17 protein-coding genes and 1 pseudogene are annotated in these 21166 nt (G+C 38.5%); 6 read left to right on the plus strand and 12 right to left on the minus strand.

Features of this window, described 5'->3' with window-relative positions; genetic code table 11:
• Position 1 precedes the first annotated feature (1 nt).
• The 3 genes from ACFVSW_RS24785 to ACFVSW_RS24795 are packed head-to-tail and all read right to left on the minus strand — an operon-like array spanning position 2 to position 2726.
• On the minus strand, positions 2-955 hold the full coding sequence (locus ACFVSW_RS24785; RefSeq protein ID WP_387319276.1) for an ABC transporter permease: 954 nt from the start codon (positions 953-955) through the stop codon (positions 2-4).
• Complete coding sequence (locus ACFVSW_RS24790; RefSeq protein ID WP_387319277.1) at positions 956-1888, minus strand: ABC transporter permease; 933 nt, start codon at positions 1886-1888, stop codon at positions 956-958.
• Positions 1889-1901: 13 nt separating this feature from the next.
• On the minus strand, positions 1902-2726 hold the full coding sequence (locus ACFVSW_RS24795; RefSeq protein ID WP_387319278.1) for a M55 family metallopeptidase: 825 nt from the start codon (positions 2724-2726) through the stop codon (positions 1902-1904).
• Between the two features lie 276 nt (positions 2727-3002).
• Here ACFVSW_RS24795 and ACFVSW_RS24800 point away from each other — a divergent pair, with 276 nt between their 5' ends.
• The 3 genes from ACFVSW_RS24800 (at position 3003) to ACFVSW_RS24810 (ending at position 6038) form a co-directional block, all read left to right on the plus strand.
• Positions 3003-4490 (plus strand): TerD family protein, encoded by a 1488-nt coding sequence (locus ACFVSW_RS24800; RefSeq protein ID WP_387319279.1) that lies wholly within the window; start codon positions 3003-3005, stop codon positions 4488-4490.
• A gap of 373 nt (positions 4491-4863) precedes the next feature.
• Entirely contained in the window at positions 4864-5337 is a 474-nt protein-coding gene (locus tag ACFVSW_RS24805; RefSeq protein WP_387319280.1) for a DinB family protein, read from the plus strand.
• A 485-nt stretch (positions 5338-5822) separates the two neighbouring features.
• Positions 5823-6038, plus strand: coding sequence for a DUF6366 family protein (locus ACFVSW_RS24810; RefSeq protein WP_387319281.1), 216 nt, complete (start codon positions 5823-5825; stop codon positions 6036-6038).
• Positions 6039-6397: 359 nt separating this feature from the next.
• Here the strand turns inward: ACFVSW_RS24810 and ACFVSW_RS24815 are convergent, their stop codons facing one another.
• Entirely contained in the window at positions 6398-7876 is a 1479-nt protein-coding gene (locus tag ACFVSW_RS24815; protein ID WP_387319282.1) for an Lsa family ABC-F type ribosomal protection protein, read from the minus strand.
• A 476-nt stretch (positions 7877-8352) separates the two neighbouring features.
• Positions 8353-8550, minus strand: a pseudogene (locus ACFVSW_RS24820) (23S rRNA (adenine(2503)-C(8))-methyltransferase ClbB); the annotation flags it as partial.
• Between the two features lie 77 nt (positions 8551-8627).
• Here ACFVSW_RS24820 and ACFVSW_RS24825 point away from each other — a divergent pair.
• Together ACFVSW_RS24825 and ACFVSW_RS24830 are read left to right on the plus strand one after the other, a co-directional pair.
• Positions 8628-8765 (plus strand): hypothetical protein, encoded by a 138-nt coding sequence (locus ACFVSW_RS24825; protein WP_387319283.1) that lies wholly within the window; start codon positions 8628-8630, stop codon positions 8763-8765.
• Between the two features lie 601 nt (positions 8766-9366).
• Positions 9367-9576: a glycine zipper domain-containing protein gene (locus tag ACFVSW_RS24830; protein WP_387317155.1), complete on the plus strand. Its 210-nt coding sequence runs from the start codon at positions 9367-9369 to the stop codon at positions 9574-9576.
• Positions 9577-9787: 211 nt separating this feature from the next.
• On the opposite strand, the gene ACFVSW_RS24835 is transcribed toward ACFVSW_RS24830, so the two are convergent.
• From ACFVSW_RS24835 to ACFVSW_RS24845, 3 genes are all read right to left on the minus strand, one after another.
• A protein-coding gene (locus tag ACFVSW_RS24835; RefSeq protein ID WP_387319284.1) for an IS3 family transposase occupies positions 9788-11136 on the minus strand; the annotation gives its coding sequence in 2 pieces (ribosomal slippage) (positions 9788-10692 and positions 10692-11136; 1350 coding nt in all).
• 181 nt (positions 11137-11317) lie between these two features.
• On the minus strand, positions 11318-13201 hold the full coding sequence (gene selB / locus ACFVSW_RS24840) for a selenocysteine-specific translation elongation factor (RefSeq protein ID WP_387319285.1): 1884 nt from the start codon (positions 13199-13201) through the stop codon (positions 11318-11320).
• Positions 13202-13985: 784 nt separating this feature from the next.
• A complete protein-coding gene (locus ACFVSW_RS24845; RefSeq protein ID WP_387319286.1) occupies positions 13986-14969 on the minus strand; it encodes a hypothetical protein in 984 nt (327 codons plus the stop codon).
• 131 nt (positions 14970-15100) lie between these two features.
• Here ACFVSW_RS24845 and ACFVSW_RS24850 point away from each other — a divergent pair, with 131 nt between their 5' ends.
• Positions 15101-15583: a GNAT family N-acetyltransferase gene (locus ACFVSW_RS24850; RefSeq protein WP_387319287.1), complete on the plus strand. Its 483-nt coding sequence runs from the start codon at positions 15101-15103 to the stop codon at positions 15581-15583.
• Between the two features lie 39 nt (positions 15584-15622).
• Here ACFVSW_RS24850 and ACFVSW_RS24855 read toward each other — a convergent pair whose 3' ends face one another.
• From ACFVSW_RS24855 to ACFVSW_RS24870, 4 genes are all read right to left on the minus strand, one after another.
• On the minus strand, positions 15623-15811 hold the full coding sequence (locus ACFVSW_RS24855) for a hypothetical protein (protein ID WP_387319288.1): 189 nt from the start codon (positions 15809-15811) through the stop codon (positions 15623-15625).
• A 109-nt stretch (positions 15812-15920) separates the two neighbouring features.
• A complete protein-coding gene (locus ACFVSW_RS24860) occupies positions 15921-16685 on the minus strand; it encodes a hypothetical protein (protein ID WP_387319289.1) in 765 nt (254 codons plus the stop codon).
• Positions 16686-17561: 876 nt separating this feature from the next.
• Positions 17562-17999, minus strand: coding sequence for a VOC family protein (locus ACFVSW_RS24865; RefSeq protein ID WP_387319291.1), 438 nt, complete (start codon positions 17997-17999; stop codon positions 17562-17564).
• A 555-nt stretch (positions 18000-18554) separates the two neighbouring features.
• Complete coding sequence (locus ACFVSW_RS24870) at positions 18555-20771, minus strand: hypothetical protein (RefSeq protein WP_387319292.1); 2217 nt, start codon at positions 20769-20771, stop codon at positions 18555-18557.
• Between the last annotated feature and the right edge of the window lie 395 nt (positions 20772-21166).

The following is a 21166-nucleotide window of genomic DNA, read 5'->3' on the forward strand; positions in this document are numbered from 1 at the left end:
GTTACCTCCTCAACTTAGGATCTAAGGCGTCCTGAAGCCCATCACCCAACACATTAAATGCAAACATTGTTAACGAAATAAACATCGTTGGGAAGAACAAGCGCCACCAATATCCAGATAGAATCGTAGACAAGCCATCATTCGCCATTACACCCCAGCTGGCATGCGGCGCTTGAATACCAAGTCCAATGAAGCTCAAAAACGCCTCGGCAAATATAGCAGATGGAATTGTCAATGTCATTTGGACAATAATTGGTCCCATGGTGTTTGGCAGCAGATTTTTCCGAATGATCCGTGCTGTTTTCGTCCCAAATGTTTTTGATGCGAGCACAAATTCATAGTTTTTAATTTGCAGGACCTGTCCGCGGACAATCCGCGCCATCCCGACCCATCCCGTAATCGAGAGTGCTAGAATAATAGTCGTTAGACCTGGACCAATGACAACCATGACGAGAATGACGACAAGTAAATATGGCAGTCCATATAATATCTCAACAAACCTCATCATTAGGTTATCAGTACGACCGCCTTTATAGCCGGAAAGTCCTCCATATACTACACCAATAATAAAATCAATCAGCGCAGCCATTAAGCCGACAAATAAAGAGATTCGGGCTCCATAACAGGTGCGGATAAATACATCGCGCCCGAGATCATCTGTACCAAACCAATACTTACTGGATGGCGGTAAATTTTGCTCTGCTAGTTTTTGTGACTCAACCGTATGGCTTGAAAAAATCGGACCGAAAATAGCCAATAACGCTAAAAAGATTAAAAAGATTAGACCTGCCATTGCCAATTTGTTTTTTAAAAGCCTATGCCACGAATCCTGCCAGTACGAAAGACTGGGCCTTACGACAGCTTCAGCTTCTTGTTTGTTTCGAACCTTTGGGACAAACCATTCATTTGGAATATCTGGCGAAATATTTTGTGCTTCCTGTTTACGCAGTTCCAATTATTTCGCCTCCTTTTTATGGAGCTTAATTCTCGGGTCTAATACCCCGTAAGCAATATCGACCAATAAAAGCATAAAGATCAAAATTGCACTATAAAAGACGGTTGTTCCCATTATGACTGGATAGTCACGATTATTAATGCTATCCACAAAATATTTTCCCATCCCAGGGATGGCAAATATTTTTTCAATAACAAATGTCCCGGTTAAGATACTTGCAGCTAATGACCCTAGTACCGTTACCACCGGTAAAAGGGCATTACGGAGCGCATGCTTAAAGACTATTTTGACCGGTGAAAGTCCCTTCGCTTTTGCCGTCTTTATGTAGTCCTGGGTTAAAACTTCAAGCATGCTTGTTCGGGTTAAGCGGGCGATTATCGCCATAGGTCCTGTTGCCAATGCCAAAATCGGCAATACCATATGTTTGGGGCTGGACCAGGTTGCTACTGGGAAGATCGGCAGATTAACAGCCAACTGTTGAATTAATACGGTTGCCATAACAAAGTTCGGAATCGAAATCCCGAGGACGGCAATACTCATTGCTAGATAATCAATAATTCCGTTATGTCTTAGTGCGGCGACAACACCTAGAATAAGCCCGGAAATAAGCGCAACAATCAGCGTATACATACCAAGTTCAAACGAAACTGGAAATCCTCTTCCCAGCATATCATTGACTGTCTGGGATGATTTTTTAATCGAAGGGCCGAGGTCAAACTTGACCAACGCCTTTAAATAATTACCATATTGAACAATTAATGGCTTATCGAGCTGATAATAGGCTTCCAGATTTTTTTGGATTGCCTCATTTGTCGTCCTCTCTTCATTAAAGGGTGAACCCGGCACCGAATGCATTAAGAAAAATGTCCCGGTAATGATGAGCCATAGGGTGATGATCATGGCAATCAATCGTTTAAAAAAATAACCTTTCATGCTTGACCACTTCCTAACAGAATGTTGTTCTCATTGCTAATTCAGTCATTACGAGCATAGCCTGGTACGCTTCCAAAATGTCTTTTGCTTGAAAACGGACCGTTGTTGTACCAGGGATAATCTCTGTTCCCGGCATTAAATTTGCCCACTCTGCTTGGCCGTAATTGGCAAACTCTATTCCTAATAATGGACGGTCTGGCGGAGTAAGCGGTTTCAATTTTCCTATATTTTTTATCGCAAAAGCCGTTTTTTCGCGGAGGAGCTGTCCGGCTTTTACTGGAGTTAACGATTTTGCCGCAGACCGTGAGATCGTTTCTTTCACAATTGCCGTTGTAATATTTGGAATGAGCTGCTCCGCCTCATTTGCCGCGCGGTCATCCCCGGCGACCATAATAACAGGTACATCAAAATAACCTGCGACAAAGGCATTAAATCCCAACTCACCAACGGCAACATCATTTATGTACATATTGCGAACACCATAAATCATCGAATGGGACATAACTCCCGGTAAGGAGGCACGGGCATGATAACCAACAAACATAGCACCGGTATAGGATCCATCTAACCCCTGAACCATTGAAAATGGTTTTACATCACCAGTAATGAGCTGTGTATCCGGATGAAGCCTTTCAATTAACAGATTATTCATTTTCGAGTGGCTATCATTCACAACGACTTCGTCACAGCCTTCATCAAAAGCAGCCGTGATTACATGATTAGCCTCGTCTGTCATAATGATCCTGCTACGTTCATAATTAAGTTTGTTAGAATCAACGTGGGTATGGTCAACAAGTCCCGTTATTCCTTCCATGTCTACCGAAATATATAGTTTCATAACCGATTTCCTTTCTCCTATTTATCTCAATTTATCTTACTATTATAAAATAACATTTCGTTTTATTCAAACTATTTCTAAAATTCTATATTAAGCAGGAAAATGGTCCTACATTTTATCTTTCGGAAATTTTTTGAAACTTCACGCCTTCATTCCCGTATATTTAAAGTAGAAAATTGGATTTTCCGAATGTCATTCGGTTAGAAGTTTTTCTCTTTTTCAAAAAATAGAATTATAATGTACATATGGACAATAATCGACAAGGAGTGGAAATTTGTGGGTGTTTCGCTTAGCAAGGGGCAAAAAGTTGATTTAACAAAATCTCACCCCGGCCTGAAAAATGTTGGTGTCGGGCTGGGCTGGAATGTTAGTCATTTAGGTTCCAATTTTGATTTGGACGCTTCGGCCTTTTTATTAGGCCAAACTGGAATGGTAGAAAGCGACCAGGACTTTGTTTTCTATAATAATCCTTCAGGTGGAAATGGCTCGATTATTTACAGCGGCGACAATCGGATTGGGTCAGGTGTCCGGGATGATGAACAAATCAGAATTGATTTAAACAGAGTACCTGCGCACATCCATCGGATTGCCTTTACCATTACGATTCACGATGCGCAGGTGAAAAGGCAAAATTTCGGACAAGTCGCCGATTCCTACGTGCGTATTTTTGATGATGTAACCAATGAGGAATTATTAAGATTTAACCTGGGAAGAGATTTTACAGTTGAAACAGCAATTGTTGCTGCGGAAGTTTACCGTTATAACGGAGAATGGAAATTTAATGCGATTGCCAGTGGCTTTCAAGGCGGATTAGCCGCACTTTGCCGCAACTTTGGTGTTACAGTTGACGACCCGCCAGTGAGCGCACCGGCAGCACCGCCATCCCAGCAGCCAAATTACCAGCAGAGTCAAAGGAATACTAACGCCTATCAACCAAGTAATCCGTACCAGCAACCTAATCATTCTTATCAGCAGCAGCAAAACAATCTTAACCCATATCAGCAAAACCAAAATAACTATAATTCATACCAGCAAAACCAGCCTGTCCAAAATTCATATCAGCAGCCTGCCTATGGGTATCCCGCACAATCGGCATATCCATCCACTTCTGGCTCACGTAACACCTATAGCGGCGACGACATTATTTGCCCGCGCTGTCATTCCTCGAATGTAAGAACGGGGAAAAAAGGATTCGGCCTTGGCAAAGCGGCCATTGGCGGATTAATCCTCGGACCTGTCGGGCTGCTAGGCGGTTTTATCGGGCAAAACCAGCTTAAGTTTAGCTGTAATAGCTGCGGAAACACATGGTCCCCTTCGCAAACCGATTATGCGGAATGGGCAAACAATCAAAAACGGAAAGCACAAGATGTGTTCAATCGTTACAAAAGCCAGGACGTTCTCGAGGCAGTCGTTGCGGGCTGTGCCCTAGTGGCAATGGCGGATGGTTACTTAGACGCTTCCGAACGGCAAAAAATGATGGAATTTGTTCATCAAAGTGAGGAGTTACGCGTTTTTGATACCAATAAAGTCATTCAAAAGTTTAACTTGTTCGTCTCAAGGATAGAGAATGACCGCATGATGGGCCGTGCCGAAGCATTTCGTGCCCTTGGAAAAATTAGAACAAAGCCAGAGATTGCCCGGCTAGTTGCCCGCTATTGCATTGCAATCGGCTATGCCGATGGAAACTTTGACAATAATGAAAAGCAAATGGTAGCAGACATTTGCCACGAACTTGGACTGAACCCTGGTGAGTTTTTATCTTAAGAAAAAAGCCTTTACTTCGAATTAGTTAAAGGTTCCGTTTTCGGGTGCTTTCTTAATAAATGACACAAGAAATGACGTATGAATTGGCATACGTCATTTTCTTTATTTATCGAGGTTTCTGCGAGTTTTAATGAATTTTGACATAGCAATTGATATTATTTTTTATGAATGAACTGAGCCATTTCATTTTTACTACAAAAGACACTACAAAAATACGGTGCAAATTTAGTTGCATTTTTTACTCAACATTGCAATATTTAAAAGGAAATACAGGTTTTAAACAGAATTATTAAAAAGGATATATTGAATGTAATAAACACACCTTAATGATCCTAGATTTACTTACAAAAAAATAATAAAGGAGAGCGAGAAGATGGATGTATTCGTAAGCCAGTATGAGTGGATTCGACGCACCAGAGAATCATTATTTAGTTATTGTGAAACCTTGCCACAATCAGATTATTTTAAAGAACTTAAAACCTTTGGTGGAGACTCTATTCGTAGTTTGCATGCTCATGTAGCCGATTGTTATCGGGTATGGTTAGGAAGCCGTGCTCTTGGTAAATCTTTTCCAAAAATTACACCAGATTCCGTTAACAATGTAACGGAGATGCGTGAAGTTTTTAGGAAAATCGATGACCTGGTTCATGAATTTCTGAATGAATTTAAAGGCAAATGGGATAACACCATACAAGTATCCTTTGAGGAAGGTGGAAGAGCGGAGATATCTGCATTATGGCTTTTTACGCATACCATTACACATGAATTTCACCATAAAGGACAAATTGTAAAAATAGGCAGACAACTTGGGTATATCCCCCCAGACACGGATCTCATAGGGTCTTAAAGATTCACTATAGGACAATACACTCAATGCTGCCATCTAGGCAGCATTTTTATTTTTCGACTAACGGTTCAGGTTAAAAACCACAGTTGGAAATGCTCTACCACAATAAAATGAAAGAAAGACATACATCAAGGAAACTACCTCCTAATCATTGCGATATAGTTATTTCATCCCTATATGAACAGATTCAAAATAGAGAGATGTGGATTCCTTATGGTGAAGTAGAAAAGTACGCATTTAGTAAGATCACAAAGATAGTAAAAGCCTTTAAGAAGCAATTCCCTGAGATGTGTAAGGAAATTAAATCTGAGTTGCCCCGGAAGCTAAAGAAAAAATGAATTTTTATTAGTACTGAAAAATAGAATTTATGCCTATTTAGTTCCGATAGCTTATTGAAGTAACGGACAGAATAGTTCAACAAGGTTAATGGTTATTTGTGGTAAAATATATAAAGAATGATTGTTTAATTTATAGGGGGTGTTTAAGTGCAAGGAAACAAAGAAACTCCTGAACAAAAAAGAGAGAGATTAAGACAAGAAGAATTAAAAAGAAATCCGACAGGTAGTTTGAACGATGCTTTTAATAGAGCAAACAGTGGCGGTCTTGCGGATTTAGTAGGCAGTTTAGGTTGGAAAGGTACGGGGATTCTTATTCTTTTAATTATAATTGGAGTTATAATTGCTTCAATCTTCTTAAAATAACGGGTGCTTGAGCTTAAAAAGGATCATATCGGCGGCGATCTACATTGATTAATTTTCAATATTTATCGTTTAACAAGCAGCTTAAATAAGTTAGCTCTTCTCAGCTAAGAGAAGGGTTTTTTTTGTTTCTTTGTTGCTTTAAAATAAAGTTTGTTCAAAAACACCTCATAAACCAGTATATTACGATAAAAAAAAGAATCCATTTTGAAAAAAGATTAATCAAAATGGATTCTTCTCTTACAGATTTATGTTTAGTCTTCATAAAAAAGTTTGATCATTTTAGCTTCGTTCCTCAACTAAAGCACCATATAGTTTAATTACCAGATTTACTGATTAAATCTTCAATTCTTCATATTTAACTACATAGATATAGTTTTTGTTGCAACTGTTTGTTGAAATACCTGATCATGCTCAACAATAACCATTGTGGGATTAAATCTTTGAATAAGCTCTTCAATCTGCATACGCGAATAAATATCAATAAAATTTAACGGTTCATCCCAAATATATAAATGAGCTTTTTCACATAAACTTTTGGCTATAAGCAGCTTTTTCTTTTGTCCACTAGAATAATGAGATATATCTTTCTCAAATTGAATACGGTCAAAATCCATCTTACGTAGGATGGATTTAAATAACGTTTCATCAATCTCATGCATTTCAATAAAGTCCGATAACAGTCCCTTCAAATGAGAAGTATCTTGTTGGACATAGGAAATAATGAGGCCTGAACCTAAATTCATTGTGCCTGTATGCTGTATGGGATTTCCTAGAATTAGTTTTAGGATACTACTTTTTCCGCTTCCATTCTTTCCATCAAGTACAATTCGGTCACCTTGTTCAACTTTAAAGCTAATTGGCTTATTCACTACATGGTCATCGTACTTAACAGACACATCAGCCAAAACAATCAATTCATTTGACTGAAATTCCAATGATTCTAATTTTAATGACTCGGTTTTTTCCACATTTTTTAGCAGTTTTGACTTTTCCTCAATAGCTATTTGTTGCCTTGATTCAAGGTTCTTTGCTCTCTTCATCATCTTTGCCGCTTTATGTCCTACAAAACCCTTGTCCAACTTAGAACCCGAATTCGTTGTCCCATTTTTGGAAGCTTCCACTTGATTAGACCAACCTGCTGACCGCTTTGAAGACTGTTTTAATCTCCCTATGTCTTTTTGTAGATGCTGATTTGTTGCCTCTTCGTGTTCCTGCTGTCTATCAAAATTTAACTTCCAAGAAGAATAGTTACCACTTTGAACTTCAATATTTGCTCTATTTATAGATAAAATATGGTCAACGCATCCATCTAAAAAAATTCTGTCATGTGAAATTAAAATAAACCCTTTTTTCTTCCTTAGATAATCAGAGACAATCTTTCGTGCATTAGTGTCTAGATGATTGGTTGGCTCATCAATTAATAGAAATTGACCCTCATTCAAAAAAAGTGCAGCAAGCAACACCTTTGTTTGTTCTCCATTTGATAATGTTTTAAATGGTCGGTACATGACCTCGACATCAACATTAAGATAGGATATTTCACGAAGAAATTCCCAATCTTCTGCTTGGGGGCATATTTCTTCAAAGATTTCATGAGTATACTTGTTTTTATCCGAAACTGGATAAGGAAAATAATTAAATTCTACCGAAGAAATGATTTTCCCACTATACTCATAATTCCCTAATAATAAATTAAAGAATGTTGTTTTACCTCGTCCATTTCTACCGATAAATCCAAGTTTCCAATCGCTATCTATTTGAAAGTTTACACCTTTAAAAATATTGTCAAAACTACCTGGATAAGAAAAAGTTAAGTCTTGAACTTGTATCATTGACATGATAATTCCTCCTTTGTATATCAACACTTTTTATTTTTTATACAAAGTCGGCACATCCATCTATTCTAAATTTCTCCGTATAAGTTTGATGGATATTAACGACTTATACGGAGTATTACATGCGTAACAATAGTGTCTGAATTGCTCATTTCTCTCACTCCTTTATTTATTAGATTAAAGTTAAAGATCAATCTTATCTATAGAGAATAAAAAATCCTCCCCATTTGTAATTGGAAGGATTAGTCTTTCACTTATATTAAATAAGTTCTTTTTTGCCATTGGAATCATGACAAATAAAGTGTAAACTGATTTATAAAAATGGATAGACTAACCCTATATTTTGTAGTTTGAAGTTATTCATTTCAAAAAAATATAGATTAGTTAATCATTGTCCATCCATCAGCCCTCTCATAATTGTATTTTTATATTAACATTTTTTTTTATGGAATACAATTCGGCATCATCTTCACCTCAAATTACTGCTTGTTGCTCTTTTGATAATTTCCAAACAATTGACCACAAGCAGCATCTATATCAATTCCAAATTGACTTCTAATGGTCACATTAATACCTTATGATTTTAATTTTTTGTAAAAATTAACAACATGACCTTCATCAACTTCACCGAACCTTAAAGGAGAACTGACGGTTGGGTTATATCTTACAGATCTGATTTAATGGACATAAAATCTTTATCACTGAGGCATATTATATTTACCAAAGATATTTTAATGAATTGAGGTTTTTGAAAATGGATGAAATGCGAACTACCAATCAAGTAGAAGAAGTAAATAAACACCTTAAAGAAATTCCCAAGGTAGTTGAAGAAAGAAGAATTGAAAATCAGCCTCAAACTGGAAAAAACGAGAAAGCTATCGAGCCGTTTTAATCCGAAACGGCAAACGAAAGAATCTTGCTGACCACAAATTTCATAAACCAAAAAACAGGGCATGGAAATTTCCTATGTCCTGTTTTTATTCTTAAATTTGACCCCGACAATGTGGAAGCAGCAGTCCAAATAGATTTGTACTATTCTTGTCTTTTTTATACAACATAATAAGAACGGCATTACTTCATAGCAAATAGAGCTGTTCTTCTTCAACTACCATGAAAATATGTTTCTTCAAGAATACGCTCTCCTCCTTTTTTTTTAACGATTGAGCAGGGTCTTTTTTAGTATTGAATTAATAAGCCTATGGATTAGGGTTGACTGGGTTAAGGTCAGTATCAGTATTGACACTTCCTACCCATTTTCATTCTCTGTGGTGCAGCGACGATTTTTCCGCTGCATAGATGGCTAACGGGGGCAATAGTTTAAGAATTAGCTGTCATTATGGCAGCTTTTTTTATTGTACAACGTGAAGGAAAGTGAAAATTGCAAAGTTTTAAGGACAGATTTTAAATTCGAGTAAATCTGTCCCTATAGGGAAAAATATGTAACGGTATTGTGCTGGCAAGCACTTGCCTATTCTAAATAAGGAGTGAGATGAGTGGCTGATAAAAACGAACGTAACCGTGTCGATAATGATGCTGGCGAAGCGGTAGGCACTGGTGTCGGTGCTGCCGCTGGAGCTGCTTTGGGTTCTGTTCTTGGTCCACTTGGTACCGTTGCAGGAGCTGTTGCAGGAGGAGCGATGGGTAACAAAGTCGGCGAAGGTGCCAATGAGGCTAATGACAGTGTTGCGAACCGAGAAGATTAGATTTTAACCAAAGGGGCACTGAATGAATTGGATTCCCAAAAAGGGAGTCCTTTTTTATTAAGTTAATTCAGCTTTTTAGGTAAATTCCCAGTAAAATTGTGAATCAATTCACTTAAAGTAACAGGGGCTTTAGTTGAAGAAGTTTCGAATTTCAATAACAAAGAAAACTCGCAATTTTGAAGTGACCCCAAAAAGTTAGACATATTATTTATTAGGCAGCTACTTGGGCTTGAATTCGGTATTGTACCGGACTCAAGCCCTTTAATTTTGATTTAATTCTTTTGTAATTATAGTAATCGATATATTTTGCTAACTCTTGCTTAAAATGTTCAACACTCTCAAACTCTTGTGTATACAAAAATTCGGATTTTAATATTCCAAAGAAATTCTCTATTACGGCGTTATCATAACAGTTTCCTTTGCGAGACATACTTTGTGTAATCTTGAGTTGTTTTAATGCATGTTGGTACTGGGGCATGCGGTAATGCCAACCTTGATCCGAGTGGATAAGGAGTTTCTCCCCATCTATTAATCTCTCAAATGCTTTGTCTAACATAGTCTTAACAAGAGAATATCTTGGTCTTGAATTAATTGTATAAGCGATAATTTCACCATTAAATAAATCTAAAATTGGAGATAAATAAAGCTTTTCACCAAACAATTTAAATTCAGTAATGTCGGTTACCCACTTCTCATTTGGTTTTTCTGCCTCGAAGTTACGATCCAAAATATTCGGGGCAGTTTTCCCAACTTCCCCCTTATATGAACGATATTTTTTCATACGAACCGTGCATTTTAAGCCTAGCACTTTCATCAATCGCTGGACCTTTTTATGATTTACTTTATAGCCTTGATTCTTTAACTCAGCTGTAATACGACGATAACCATAACGCCCTTTATGTTCATGATAAATAGCCTGAATTAATGACTTTAATTCGGCATCTTTATCAGGACGATCAAAGGTTTTTACCCAATAATAGTACGTACTTCGTGGAATGTCAGCCAGTTCGATTAATCCACTGACAGGAAATTCAGGCCTTAGTTCAAATACTACTTGCGCTTTATCTCGCTTTGTAATTTTTCCTTGTTTTGAACTAAGGCATTCAACTTTTTTAAATAAGCATTCTCCATGCGTAAACGGTCTAATTCTGCCTGTAGTGCCTCTATAGATCCTTCGACGGGTTTTGAGTTCTTTGTATTCTTTTTCATTGTAGGACGCCCCTTTTTCTTTGATTCAAGGGCGTCTATACCTAGTGTTTCCAATTGTATTCTCCATTTTCGAATCAAAGCAGGAGAAGAAATTTTAAATACTGTAGCTGTTTCATTCGGAGACGTCCCGATATCATTCATATAATTAAGTACGTCTAGTTTAAACTGTGCAGAATAACTTGTATAGGATTTTTTGAATGCTTCTTCCCCATGATGCTCGTACTGCATTACCCAAGTTCTCACTATATTTTCAGATGTACCTATCGACGCTCCAATCGAAGCATAAGAACCTACTCCTTCTAAATATTGTTGAACCGCTACTAGTTTATCTTCTGCTTTAAATTTAACCATAGAAAAACAGCACCCCTTAATGTTAGATTAAGTGTCTAACAAATGGGGTGCAGTTCAATTTGGCGAGTTTTTGCTTTTTTTATATACTAATTACTATGTCAAAACGAGTGTCAATTCGGCACATTTTTTTAGAAAAGCACCTCAAAACGGAACCCTTTACCCATTTAGGAGCAAGGCTTTTTTACATTTTCCAAACTCGTTTGTTCTCTACTCGTTTCGTAAATCCCTTGGCATCCAATCTCTCTAAAAAGGGAATCATGTATTTTCGCGATATTCCAAGTACATCTTTCGCATCTCCGACTTCGAACTCTGTTCCTGTTTGGCTCCGGAGTTTATCGACAGCTCCGCTAAACACTTCCCCATGATAGGCAAACTGATAATCTAACTGGACGAGAAGCTGTTGGTCTTCTAGGAATCTCTTTAGATCAAACTCTAAAGTCTCAGGAATGCCAGCTCCAGAAAAATAATCCTTTAAATAGCGAACCTTTAAACCGTCTCTCTTCAATTCCTCAAGCATGTTTTCGGTCCGCTTGGCCCAGCTTTTCGGCACATTGGGAATAAATCCTGACAAGGAAACAAATTGTTCCTTTCGGTTAAAAATACCATTCGTGATTCCGTTTTCAACGACATAATCAAGCAGGGATTTAGGAAATCGTTTTTGCATTGTTTGCAAAAGCTCGGCTTTATTTACCCCCGGTTTCATTGAATGAGCAAGATGGTAATCATGTAAACGATCATATATATCTTCTTCTAAAGAATCGATTAACAATTGAAGCGTATATTCTTTGCCATTGTATAAAACAAATTCGGCATCACCCAAATGTTCGGTTAAGGTTGCTTCATCCAATGCTGTCCGCTTAATCAATTCATTGAGCGGCAGGCTCTTCGCTTCTATAAAAGCAGCCGTGATTCGTTCTTTCGGTGTTCCTGCTTTTTTCTTTTCAAGTTCTTCTATTGTTTCGTTTCCGAAGCGATATTTATTTCCGCGAGGGTCGATTACCCAGCCGCCGCCAATTGTCTCTTGTGGGCTTGGCCTCCGTAAAATAAAGCGGTCGCCGCGTTTCGTGAGAATTTCCTCCTCAAGCCGAAGCTGACAAAGAACCTCGCCATTTTCTTCCTTAATTTCATTGCGGTCAAAGAAAACAATCCTGCCCATTACCTCTGCCGTTCCGATATGAAGCTTAATCGGCATCCTTTGCTTCACCAAATGTTCAAGGTCCTCAACCATCCGAATGGCTACATCTAATGTTTTTGTAACAATAAAATGCTCAGATGAAACGAGGACATCGCCGCGTTCCAAGTCTTCCTTGGAAACATTAGAAAGGTTAATCGCTGTCCGCTGACCAGCATACGCCTTCTCCGCAGGTTTATGATGAACCTGAATCTGCCTCGCTCTTACCTCAAGACCCTTAGGCATGATTTTTAATAACTGCCCCTCTTCAACGGAACCTTCATATACGGTTCCCCGGACAACCGTTCCTTGCCCTTTCACCGTAAACACTTGGTCGATGGGCAGCCGGAATGCCCCTTTAATATCCCGCATTTCTTGGTCCTTTAATGTTTTAATAATTAATTCTTTTATTTCGTCGATTCCTTTTTTTGATAGGCTATCGACAAGCACAAATGGTGCATTCTCAAAGACGGTGCCGGCTAGCTCTTCAAAAATATCATCTTTGACAAGTTCAATAAATTCCTCGTCAACCCTGTCAATTTTCGAGATCGCCACTACACCATTTTTCACACCTAAGAATTTTAAAATATCAAGATGTTCTCTCGTCTGCGGCATCACGCCTTCATCCGCGGCGACGACAAGCACAACGAGGTCAATTCCGGCCACTCCGGCAATCATTTGCCTGATAAAGCGTTCATGTCCCGGAACATCAATGACGGAAATTTGGATTTCATCATCTTCATATAATGGCGCAAATCCGAGTTCAATCGAGATTTGCCGCTCTTTTTCCTCTTTTAAACGGTCCGTATCAATATTTGTGAGTGCTTTTGTTAAAGAGGTTTTTCCATGGTCAATATGTCCCGCCATGCCAATCGTAAAATATCGTTTTTCCAAGATTGTCACCTTCTTAATCGTTCTACCATTCTACTGTAGCCCTATTAATTCATTTGTTCAAGAGAACATTTTTAGACAATCTGATATTTTCATGATTTATTAACATTCAGCACCCTCACGAAGGACAATCACCTCTTACCTTTCACTCGATTTGTCCTTCAGCACCCTTACGAAGGACAATTACCTCTTACCTTTCACTCGATTTGTCCTTCGGCACCCTTACGAAGGACAATTACCTCTTACCTTTCACTCGATTTGTCCTTCGGCACCCATATGAAGGACAATTACCTCTTTCTTTTCACTCGATTTGTCCTTCAGCGCTCTTACGAAGGACAATTACCTCTTACCTTTCACTCGATTTGTCCTTCGGCACCCTTACGAAGGACAATTACCTATTACTTTTCACTCGATTTGTCCTTCGGCACCCTTACGAAGGACATTTCCCCCTAACCTTTCACTCGATTTGTCCTTCGGCACCCTTACGAAGGACAATTACCTATTACTTTTCACTCGATTTGTCCTTCGGCACCCTTACGAAGGACAATACCTCTTACTTTTCACTCGATTTGTCCTTCGGCACCCTTACGAAGGACAATTACCTATTACTTTTCACTCGATTTGTCCTTCGGCACCCTTACGAAGGACAATTACCTCTTACTTTTGACTCGATTTGTCCTTCGGCACCCATATGAAGGGCAAATAAACTATGTAAGACAAAGTTTAATCATAAAAAGAAAAGCCGAAATCAGCTTAACAAACGCTAGGTTCGGCTTTTTAAAACGCGCTAAATGATTCCTTCTCTTTCTTTCCCTCTTGTTTCAAGCTTCCCTGTATGCTCGTCATATAAAGTCCTAGCCCAATCTCGAATCCTGACAGAATCCACAGACTTCCATTTATCGAGGCTCGGGATTTCTTCTTTTCCAAAAGCTAATTTAGACAATTTAATCATTAACACATAGGATGAGTATGAATGCGGGAAAGTCTGGTCATTTTTTGCCTCATAAAAAAATTTCTTTAGTAATCTAAACGGTATTGGTTCGTAAATTAGTTCAACCAGTTTGGCTCGGTATTCCAAATCTTTTGCGGGCAGATTAGGAAAACGTGCATAATCACTTAGATGCTGCGCTTCATGCTTTAAATAACTCACTTGAAACTCGCTGCTATCTATTGTTACCCTTTTTTTCTTAGACCGTTCATCTACATAATAAAGACCATCTTCTTTCGCCCAGCCTCCGGCGAATTTTTCCCCGAATGTTGCAAAATGAATCCAGCTTTGCATGATGAAATCCCTCAAGAAGTAAACCGTAACATCCTGTGTTTGATGAGGCAATTCAACTCTAAAATCCTTTTTATCCGTCGTCTTCCAAATATATGGTCCTCTGAATGGTGATGTCACACCGCCCAAGAAGCGATAGCCCTTTTTCTCAAAAATTGCTTCAAGTTTTCCTTCAATTTCATCAAGATTATCTGTTAAATTTCCATCTGAAATTAATACCCCCAACGACTTGACTAGCTGGTATTCCGCTTCGTTGAGATTCTTTCCCGTTAATACAGAAGTAAAGTATTGATAATATGCTAAAATCACCTTTCTAATCCATGGATCATCCGATTTAAGCCGATATATCGGCTTTTCACCAAAAAAGCGTTGGTAATACTTAGATTCTAACTGTTGATGTTTTTTGCTTTTATTCGATTGGGATTGAAGATACTCATAAGCAGCCGTTACATCCCCATGTAAACACAAGGCATAAAATTTTGACTCGTCCAAATTGGATCCCTCTCAGTATTGTTTTTATTTCTATATCATCTATTTATTTTACGAATTCCTTCTAAAAATGATAAAATAAAGTAAAATGACTAAATTTTGTCAAATACTATTTTGGTAGATTGGAGTATAACATGATAAAACTTGTGAGAGTATTAAAGGAAGAAGAAAATATCCTCCATAACCTTAGCCAATTTTATTTTTATGAATTTAGCCAGTACATACCAGCCATTGCTTTAGAATCGAATGGATCTTACAAGCCGTTTGATTTAACAGACTGCTGGAGCAGCCCTAACCTGCACCCCTTTTTCATTAAAAAGGAAGACGAGCTGATTGGTTTTGCCCTTGTTGAAAGTGCTACAGACATCGAGCCGAACGCGATACTTGAATTCTTTATTGTCCGCAAATATGCCGGTAAAGGCTATGGAAAAATGGCTGCCCGCGAACTATTCAACTTATTTCCGGGTAAGTGGTTTGTCACCCAAGTTGAAAAGAACTATCCTGCACAGGCTTTTTGGAGAGGTACGATTTCTAAATTTACGGGTGGAAAGTTCAGTGAAAGATATGACGAAAATAGAAAGTCGATACAAGAGTTTGATACAAATTTGCTAGTTTAATAATCAGGAGTAGTGGGATTTATCCCACTACTCCTGATTTTAAATTGAATCCAAATCTTTTATCAGCATATCTTTTGAGCTTTCATCTTTTACTTTTTGCGCATATTCTAGTGCAAGTTTAGCTTCCTCTTTGGACAAATCAGTACGACCTAATAAAGCATTAGCTCGGCTTAATGCCTCATAGGCATAACCTATATAAAACGGCAATGACAAGTTCATAAAAGCCACTCTCCATTCCCTTAAATTATGGGCATTTTGGAGAAGATAGATACGCTTCTTCATATTAAGTCTGTTTTTTTATTGGTGTGGTGTCAATAGAAATAAATCCCAACGAAGGTTATTTTACTGATAAATGAATGAATTTATTTCTCACATGTTCTAACTGCTTAAAACCGAAGGCCGCATCCCCTTTTTTCTTTTCATCATCAATTATTTGTTGTTCAAAAAGCTTTATAGCAAAGTCGTAAATTTTTTCTCCTCCTGCTAACTCATTTACAACTGATGCAATACCCAAATATCCAGCATACAAAATATCTGAAAATGAATTTTCTGTTGTTATATCAAAAACAGAAGCATCGGTGCCCGTATTAACGCTATAATTAAATGCTGTTTTAAAGCTTTCTAGCGATTCCTCATAACGATGTAAAGAAAGCTGATGCATTCCCACAGCCCAATAAGCCATAGCAAAAGATGCATCATCTTTTTGTAATTGTTTTCTAAGTTGCAAACAATCAAGCGCTGCTTGTAATCCAATTTCAAAACAGCCACTTGTTTTTACATAACTTTCTTCCGCCCAACATTCTGCCATATCTGCTGAGAGGTTATACAGCATTACATTTGCAAAATGAAGAAGTGTATTTGGTTCCTTTGATAAAGAAGCTTCCACCTTGTATGTATTGACAATTTCTAATATAAATTGTCCATATTTTTCGAGTGTATTTGATTGAGCATGTAAATCGTAAAGCTTTCTTTGGATCATTGAAAATAACTGAAATGTTTCTTGCTGATCTACATTTTGTTCTTTAACAAATGAAATAATCTCATCGTTGTTTAGTGGTTCTATTTGATTCCAAAATTGTTCTAACCGCTCTTTCTCTAGCATCCAATCACCCTATTCTATTTTTGTAATCCTTTTTAGTATACATTTTTCAGAAAAAACCAACAACTACACTTCTATATGAATGAATAAAAAAAGACGCTCCCACAATTAGAAACGTCTTAAGATTCCTTGTCCATTTTTTATTATTTTGTTGATTGATAATTTCATTAAAGACCAAATTAAAAATATTGATTGCCTCGTCAGTTGGCTCATTATAAGTAACATTTATTTTTAGGTTCCCAAATTTTTTACTGTAGCTTTTTTTACTCAATCATGCGCGTAATATTTTTTTGATGCAGCATTTGAATACTCTTCCCCCTTAAATGATTTTTAATAATTTTTAATTATCTTTATTTTGCGCAGAAAGGTGAAAATTATACATTTATAGATTTATCAAGAAATTGTCGATTTGGAACTAACAAAGAGAATTTTGTTCAATTTTTCTCGCTTATAGATTTTTCTTATTTTGCCCATTCCGATATTTTAAAATACATTACCGAAATGCTAATAAACCTTGAGTGTAATCTAAAAAATGATCATACAAAGAGTGCTAAATAGAGCTCATTATACACCCTATTCAGAGATTGTCTGTTGACCAACAGATTGTTGCCAACTCGTGTGCGAATTCCACTGCTAATTAATCTGTTAAAATGGCAGAAACCCCTATGTACCAATAAATAAAAAGAATCCAATTCATTTGCAAATTGGACTCCTAATTATAATGTTATTTACATTTATGCACCTCTGAACCGAACCCGTTATTATTAGCTCGGTGTTTTTTTTGTGTATTTATTATTAATTTTTACTAAAGCTACCCGATAGTTTAATAAGAAATCTTTAAAATTGGAGATCTAAATCATTTCAAGTCCCATTCAATATTTATTTGATTTTCTCCGCCAACTCTAAAATAATTCCCTCTGGACCACGAACGTAACATAACTTATAACTTTCTTCATATTGCTGTATCTCACTAAAGATTTCCGTGCCCTTCTTTTTCAATTTTGCAACAATAGCTTCAATATCTTCAACAGCAAAGCAAATATGGCGGATACCCAGCGTATTTGCAAAAGGTTGCTGAATATCTTTTTCATCTGACGGCGTATAAAATTTGACTAGCTCTATCCATGCCTGACCATCTGGCATCCCCAATCCTACACATGCCGTTTTAACATCATTAAGCCCAACTATTCTGTCCAACTGTTCTCCATCCAGTTCCCATTCCGCTTGCACTTCAAGTCCTAAATCAAGAAAAAACGCTTTAGCCTCTGAAAGATCATTTACGTTTATACTCACATGATCTATTCTATTGACCTTCATATCTCATACCTCCTATGTACCTGTTATTTTCAATACCTGTATTCGTGTAAGGTTTGTTTGAAATTCTAATTCGCTTAAAACAGAAAATATTCTTCTTCAACAAACCTGCCCTTTAGTTTAAGTGTACCTCTTCACAATCCATTATCGTTACTAAAGAATCTGGCCCTTTAATGGAATAACTCTATCATCATTTTACAGATTCTTATTCCACTAGAAAAACTGAGATCCCTTCTTTAAAGAGATAGGAAATTCCGGTTCATCTTTTTTATAAACGGTTAAACTTTTTTCAAAAGGGTGCATCTTTCTTATAAACGGTACATCTTTCTTTTAAATCTACACATTGCATTATATTTTGCGCGAATTCCTTATAAATCTTTAAAAAAATAACCTTTTCTAGAAAACCCCTCGTTTCTCAACCGCTATAAGTATACCGCTGGCAACCCATCTCTACCACAACCCCAAACACCCAAAAAGCCAGGCGTCCAGCCTGGCTCAGGTAATTTAGCTATTTAAATAAACCTCCTGCTTACCCATGTATCATCTTCTGTGCACACACTATTTCCGAATCTGCGGCGGAAGTAAGTGTCTAATTTCCTCAGTGACTAGTTCCGGCTTCGCTCGCATCGCTTCTTGGATAAACGCCACGCTGTTCTCGATTTCCAGCGCCTGGCGGCGGATGTTCCAGGCCGGCTCAGGATTCGGTTTCGTCGGCACCATGGTGATCAAGTCCTCTAAGGCAAATTTGTCAATGATGCGGGTTTTTGCTTTAAACATTCGTAAGAGTGCTTTCCACCGATCATCAAAAAAGTCCTTTCCGACGATTAAATAACTTGGAGTCATATGAATCGTAATTGAGTCGGCTTCAAACTCCTCTGTCGTGCCAATCGAGCTGCCGAATATGGTTTCATAAACCGAGACATCAAGAATAAAAGCATCTGGAAAAGCATTCGGCTCGAGATTGCGGATCGTGACGACGGCCTCTCCGGCGTGGGCATCATTGGCGCCGCCGACAAGCGGCACGAATTGAACGGAAATCTGAATATGACCGCGCCCCTTCCGCATATTATGGAAGACCCGCTCACCATTTTCCCCCTCCCTTTCGAAGGTATCTTCGTCGCTGGCACTGAAATGACGGATCTGACAGCAATCATAAACATCTGTGGTAAACTGGTACTTCAACTCGATCGGTTTACTTGGAAACGGCTCCGAAGGAATTCCCTCAGGTGGACTGGACGAGAAGGGGCAAAGTTTAATGTCCTTGCCGGCAATCCGCAAGCGGTAACCGAGCTGAATCCCGGACATCTCTGCCCTGCGGGCCATTTTGAATCGGAATGTCTTTTCCATTTCCCGGTGATAGCGCATAGCTGGATAGGTCTTGTTCGGATCATCAGCGAAGTCTTTGAGATTGCCAAGGTCAATCGTTTCCGGTGTTCCCTCTTCGATGATGATGTTGCCCAGCCCCCGCGGGACAATAAATTTAGGATGAAAACGGAATTTGGCATCGGGGAGTTGGACAAATTGCGATTGTCTCGGCGGCGAGGCCGCAGCCCGGAACTGTGATTCAAGTTTGGCTAGAGAATTGATGCCACATGCTTGGATTACGGAGTCAACCGCAGCTGCATGGGCCTTCATGGTTGCGGTAAGGGCTTTTTCAGGTTCAACCGCCCATGACCCTCCATACTCATACACATTGCTTTCCTTGTGTCTAATCTCGAAGCCATCAAATGACTGAATGGAGGAGATTCCCGTGACGGGATCTACCGCTCCGATAAGGATTCCTTTGACCAAAGAGCCAGGGTAAGGATAGTAAAGCGGATTATTGAGCTGTCCCACGAAGTTAATCCCCAGTGCAGGATCAACGACGAGAATTGAAGCACGCCACATGTCAATAAAATTTCGCAAACCGTTGGCGATGTTCAAAAGCACTTGGCGTTCGAAACCTGTTGAGCGAAATGCCGGTTCAATCGCTGTTGTAACGATCAGGCGCTCCCGAAGCGCAGCGAACAATACATCGATGTAATATCCAGCATCCCAGATATTGGTTTGCAGCTCCTTCTTCGGGTCCCAATAGTTAGGTATTTTTTGCCCATCCGCACGTTTGATTAACGGGCTATAAGCTATACTGATCCAGTGAGGATAGTCAATTCCATAACCATAGGCAGCCTGCTGGAAGGCAATATCGGCTTTTCTCGTATCCAGCATCTTCGTAATGGCATCGTCTAAATTGTTTGCGCACTCCTTTAAAAAATGCAGGTTTTGAGGAGACCTGGAGAGCCCGGTATTCCACAGATCTTCTCTCACTTTTTGAATCTTTGAGCGCCACTCGAGCGATTTATCATAGAGCTCTCGACGTTCGGTATTCTTAAGATACTCGTAGATCTGTTCAACTCGCGCACCGATTTCCTTCAGCTGCTCGCTGTCAGTCATTTCCTTCGACCCGAACAAGCCAAACTGTTTAGCAAGGTCCGTAACCGTGTTGATCATTCCAACAACGCTAAAAATGCTCGACGCTAGATTAATCGCCCCGCCAATGAGGTCATAGAGTTTTTTCGCTTCATCTTCATTGAATTTAAGGAATTTCAATGCTTTACTAATGCCCTTGTATTCGTCCTTGTCAGGTTTGATGAAATCCCAAAAACCGCCAACGTCCTGCTTTTCATTTTTGAGGACTGGCAAATAGTTTTGGCTGGCAATCCTTTCAGTCTCGAAAAGCGGTTCACCAGGCCGGAAAGGGGTGAAGCCGATGTTCGAAACTTCGAGACGTTTGCGCATAGTCGATTACCTCCATTCATTTCATTTTGGAAAAAAACCCATTCATAAAAATGTATTCTGTATACACAAATTTTTTCCTTTCATTCAAATAAAAAAAGCCCACCTTTAGGAGAGCATAAGTTCAAGCTGGCCGCTATTGCTAATGTTATAGCTTTGTACCTTTTCTTTATTGTATCGGTAGCAGCTGTTTTAACTTTCATAAATGTGTAAGCTAGGTGTGACTTAACCCGTATCTTTCCCAACAATCAACTCATAATATTGCCAACCCTTGTGCTGCAAGGGTTTCACCCATTATTTTGTAAAAATTAACTTCGATGAACTAAAAAAGAACGATATGTATAAAGAAAAATATGTGAAATCTAAAACTTAAGGCACCTATATGGGTAAATTAAAAA

This window comes from Neobacillus sp. NPDC058068 (assembly GCF_042885335.1).
In the GTDB taxonomy this organism is placed as follows: Bacteria; Bacillota; Bacilli; order Bacillales; family Cytobacillaceae; genus Neobacillus.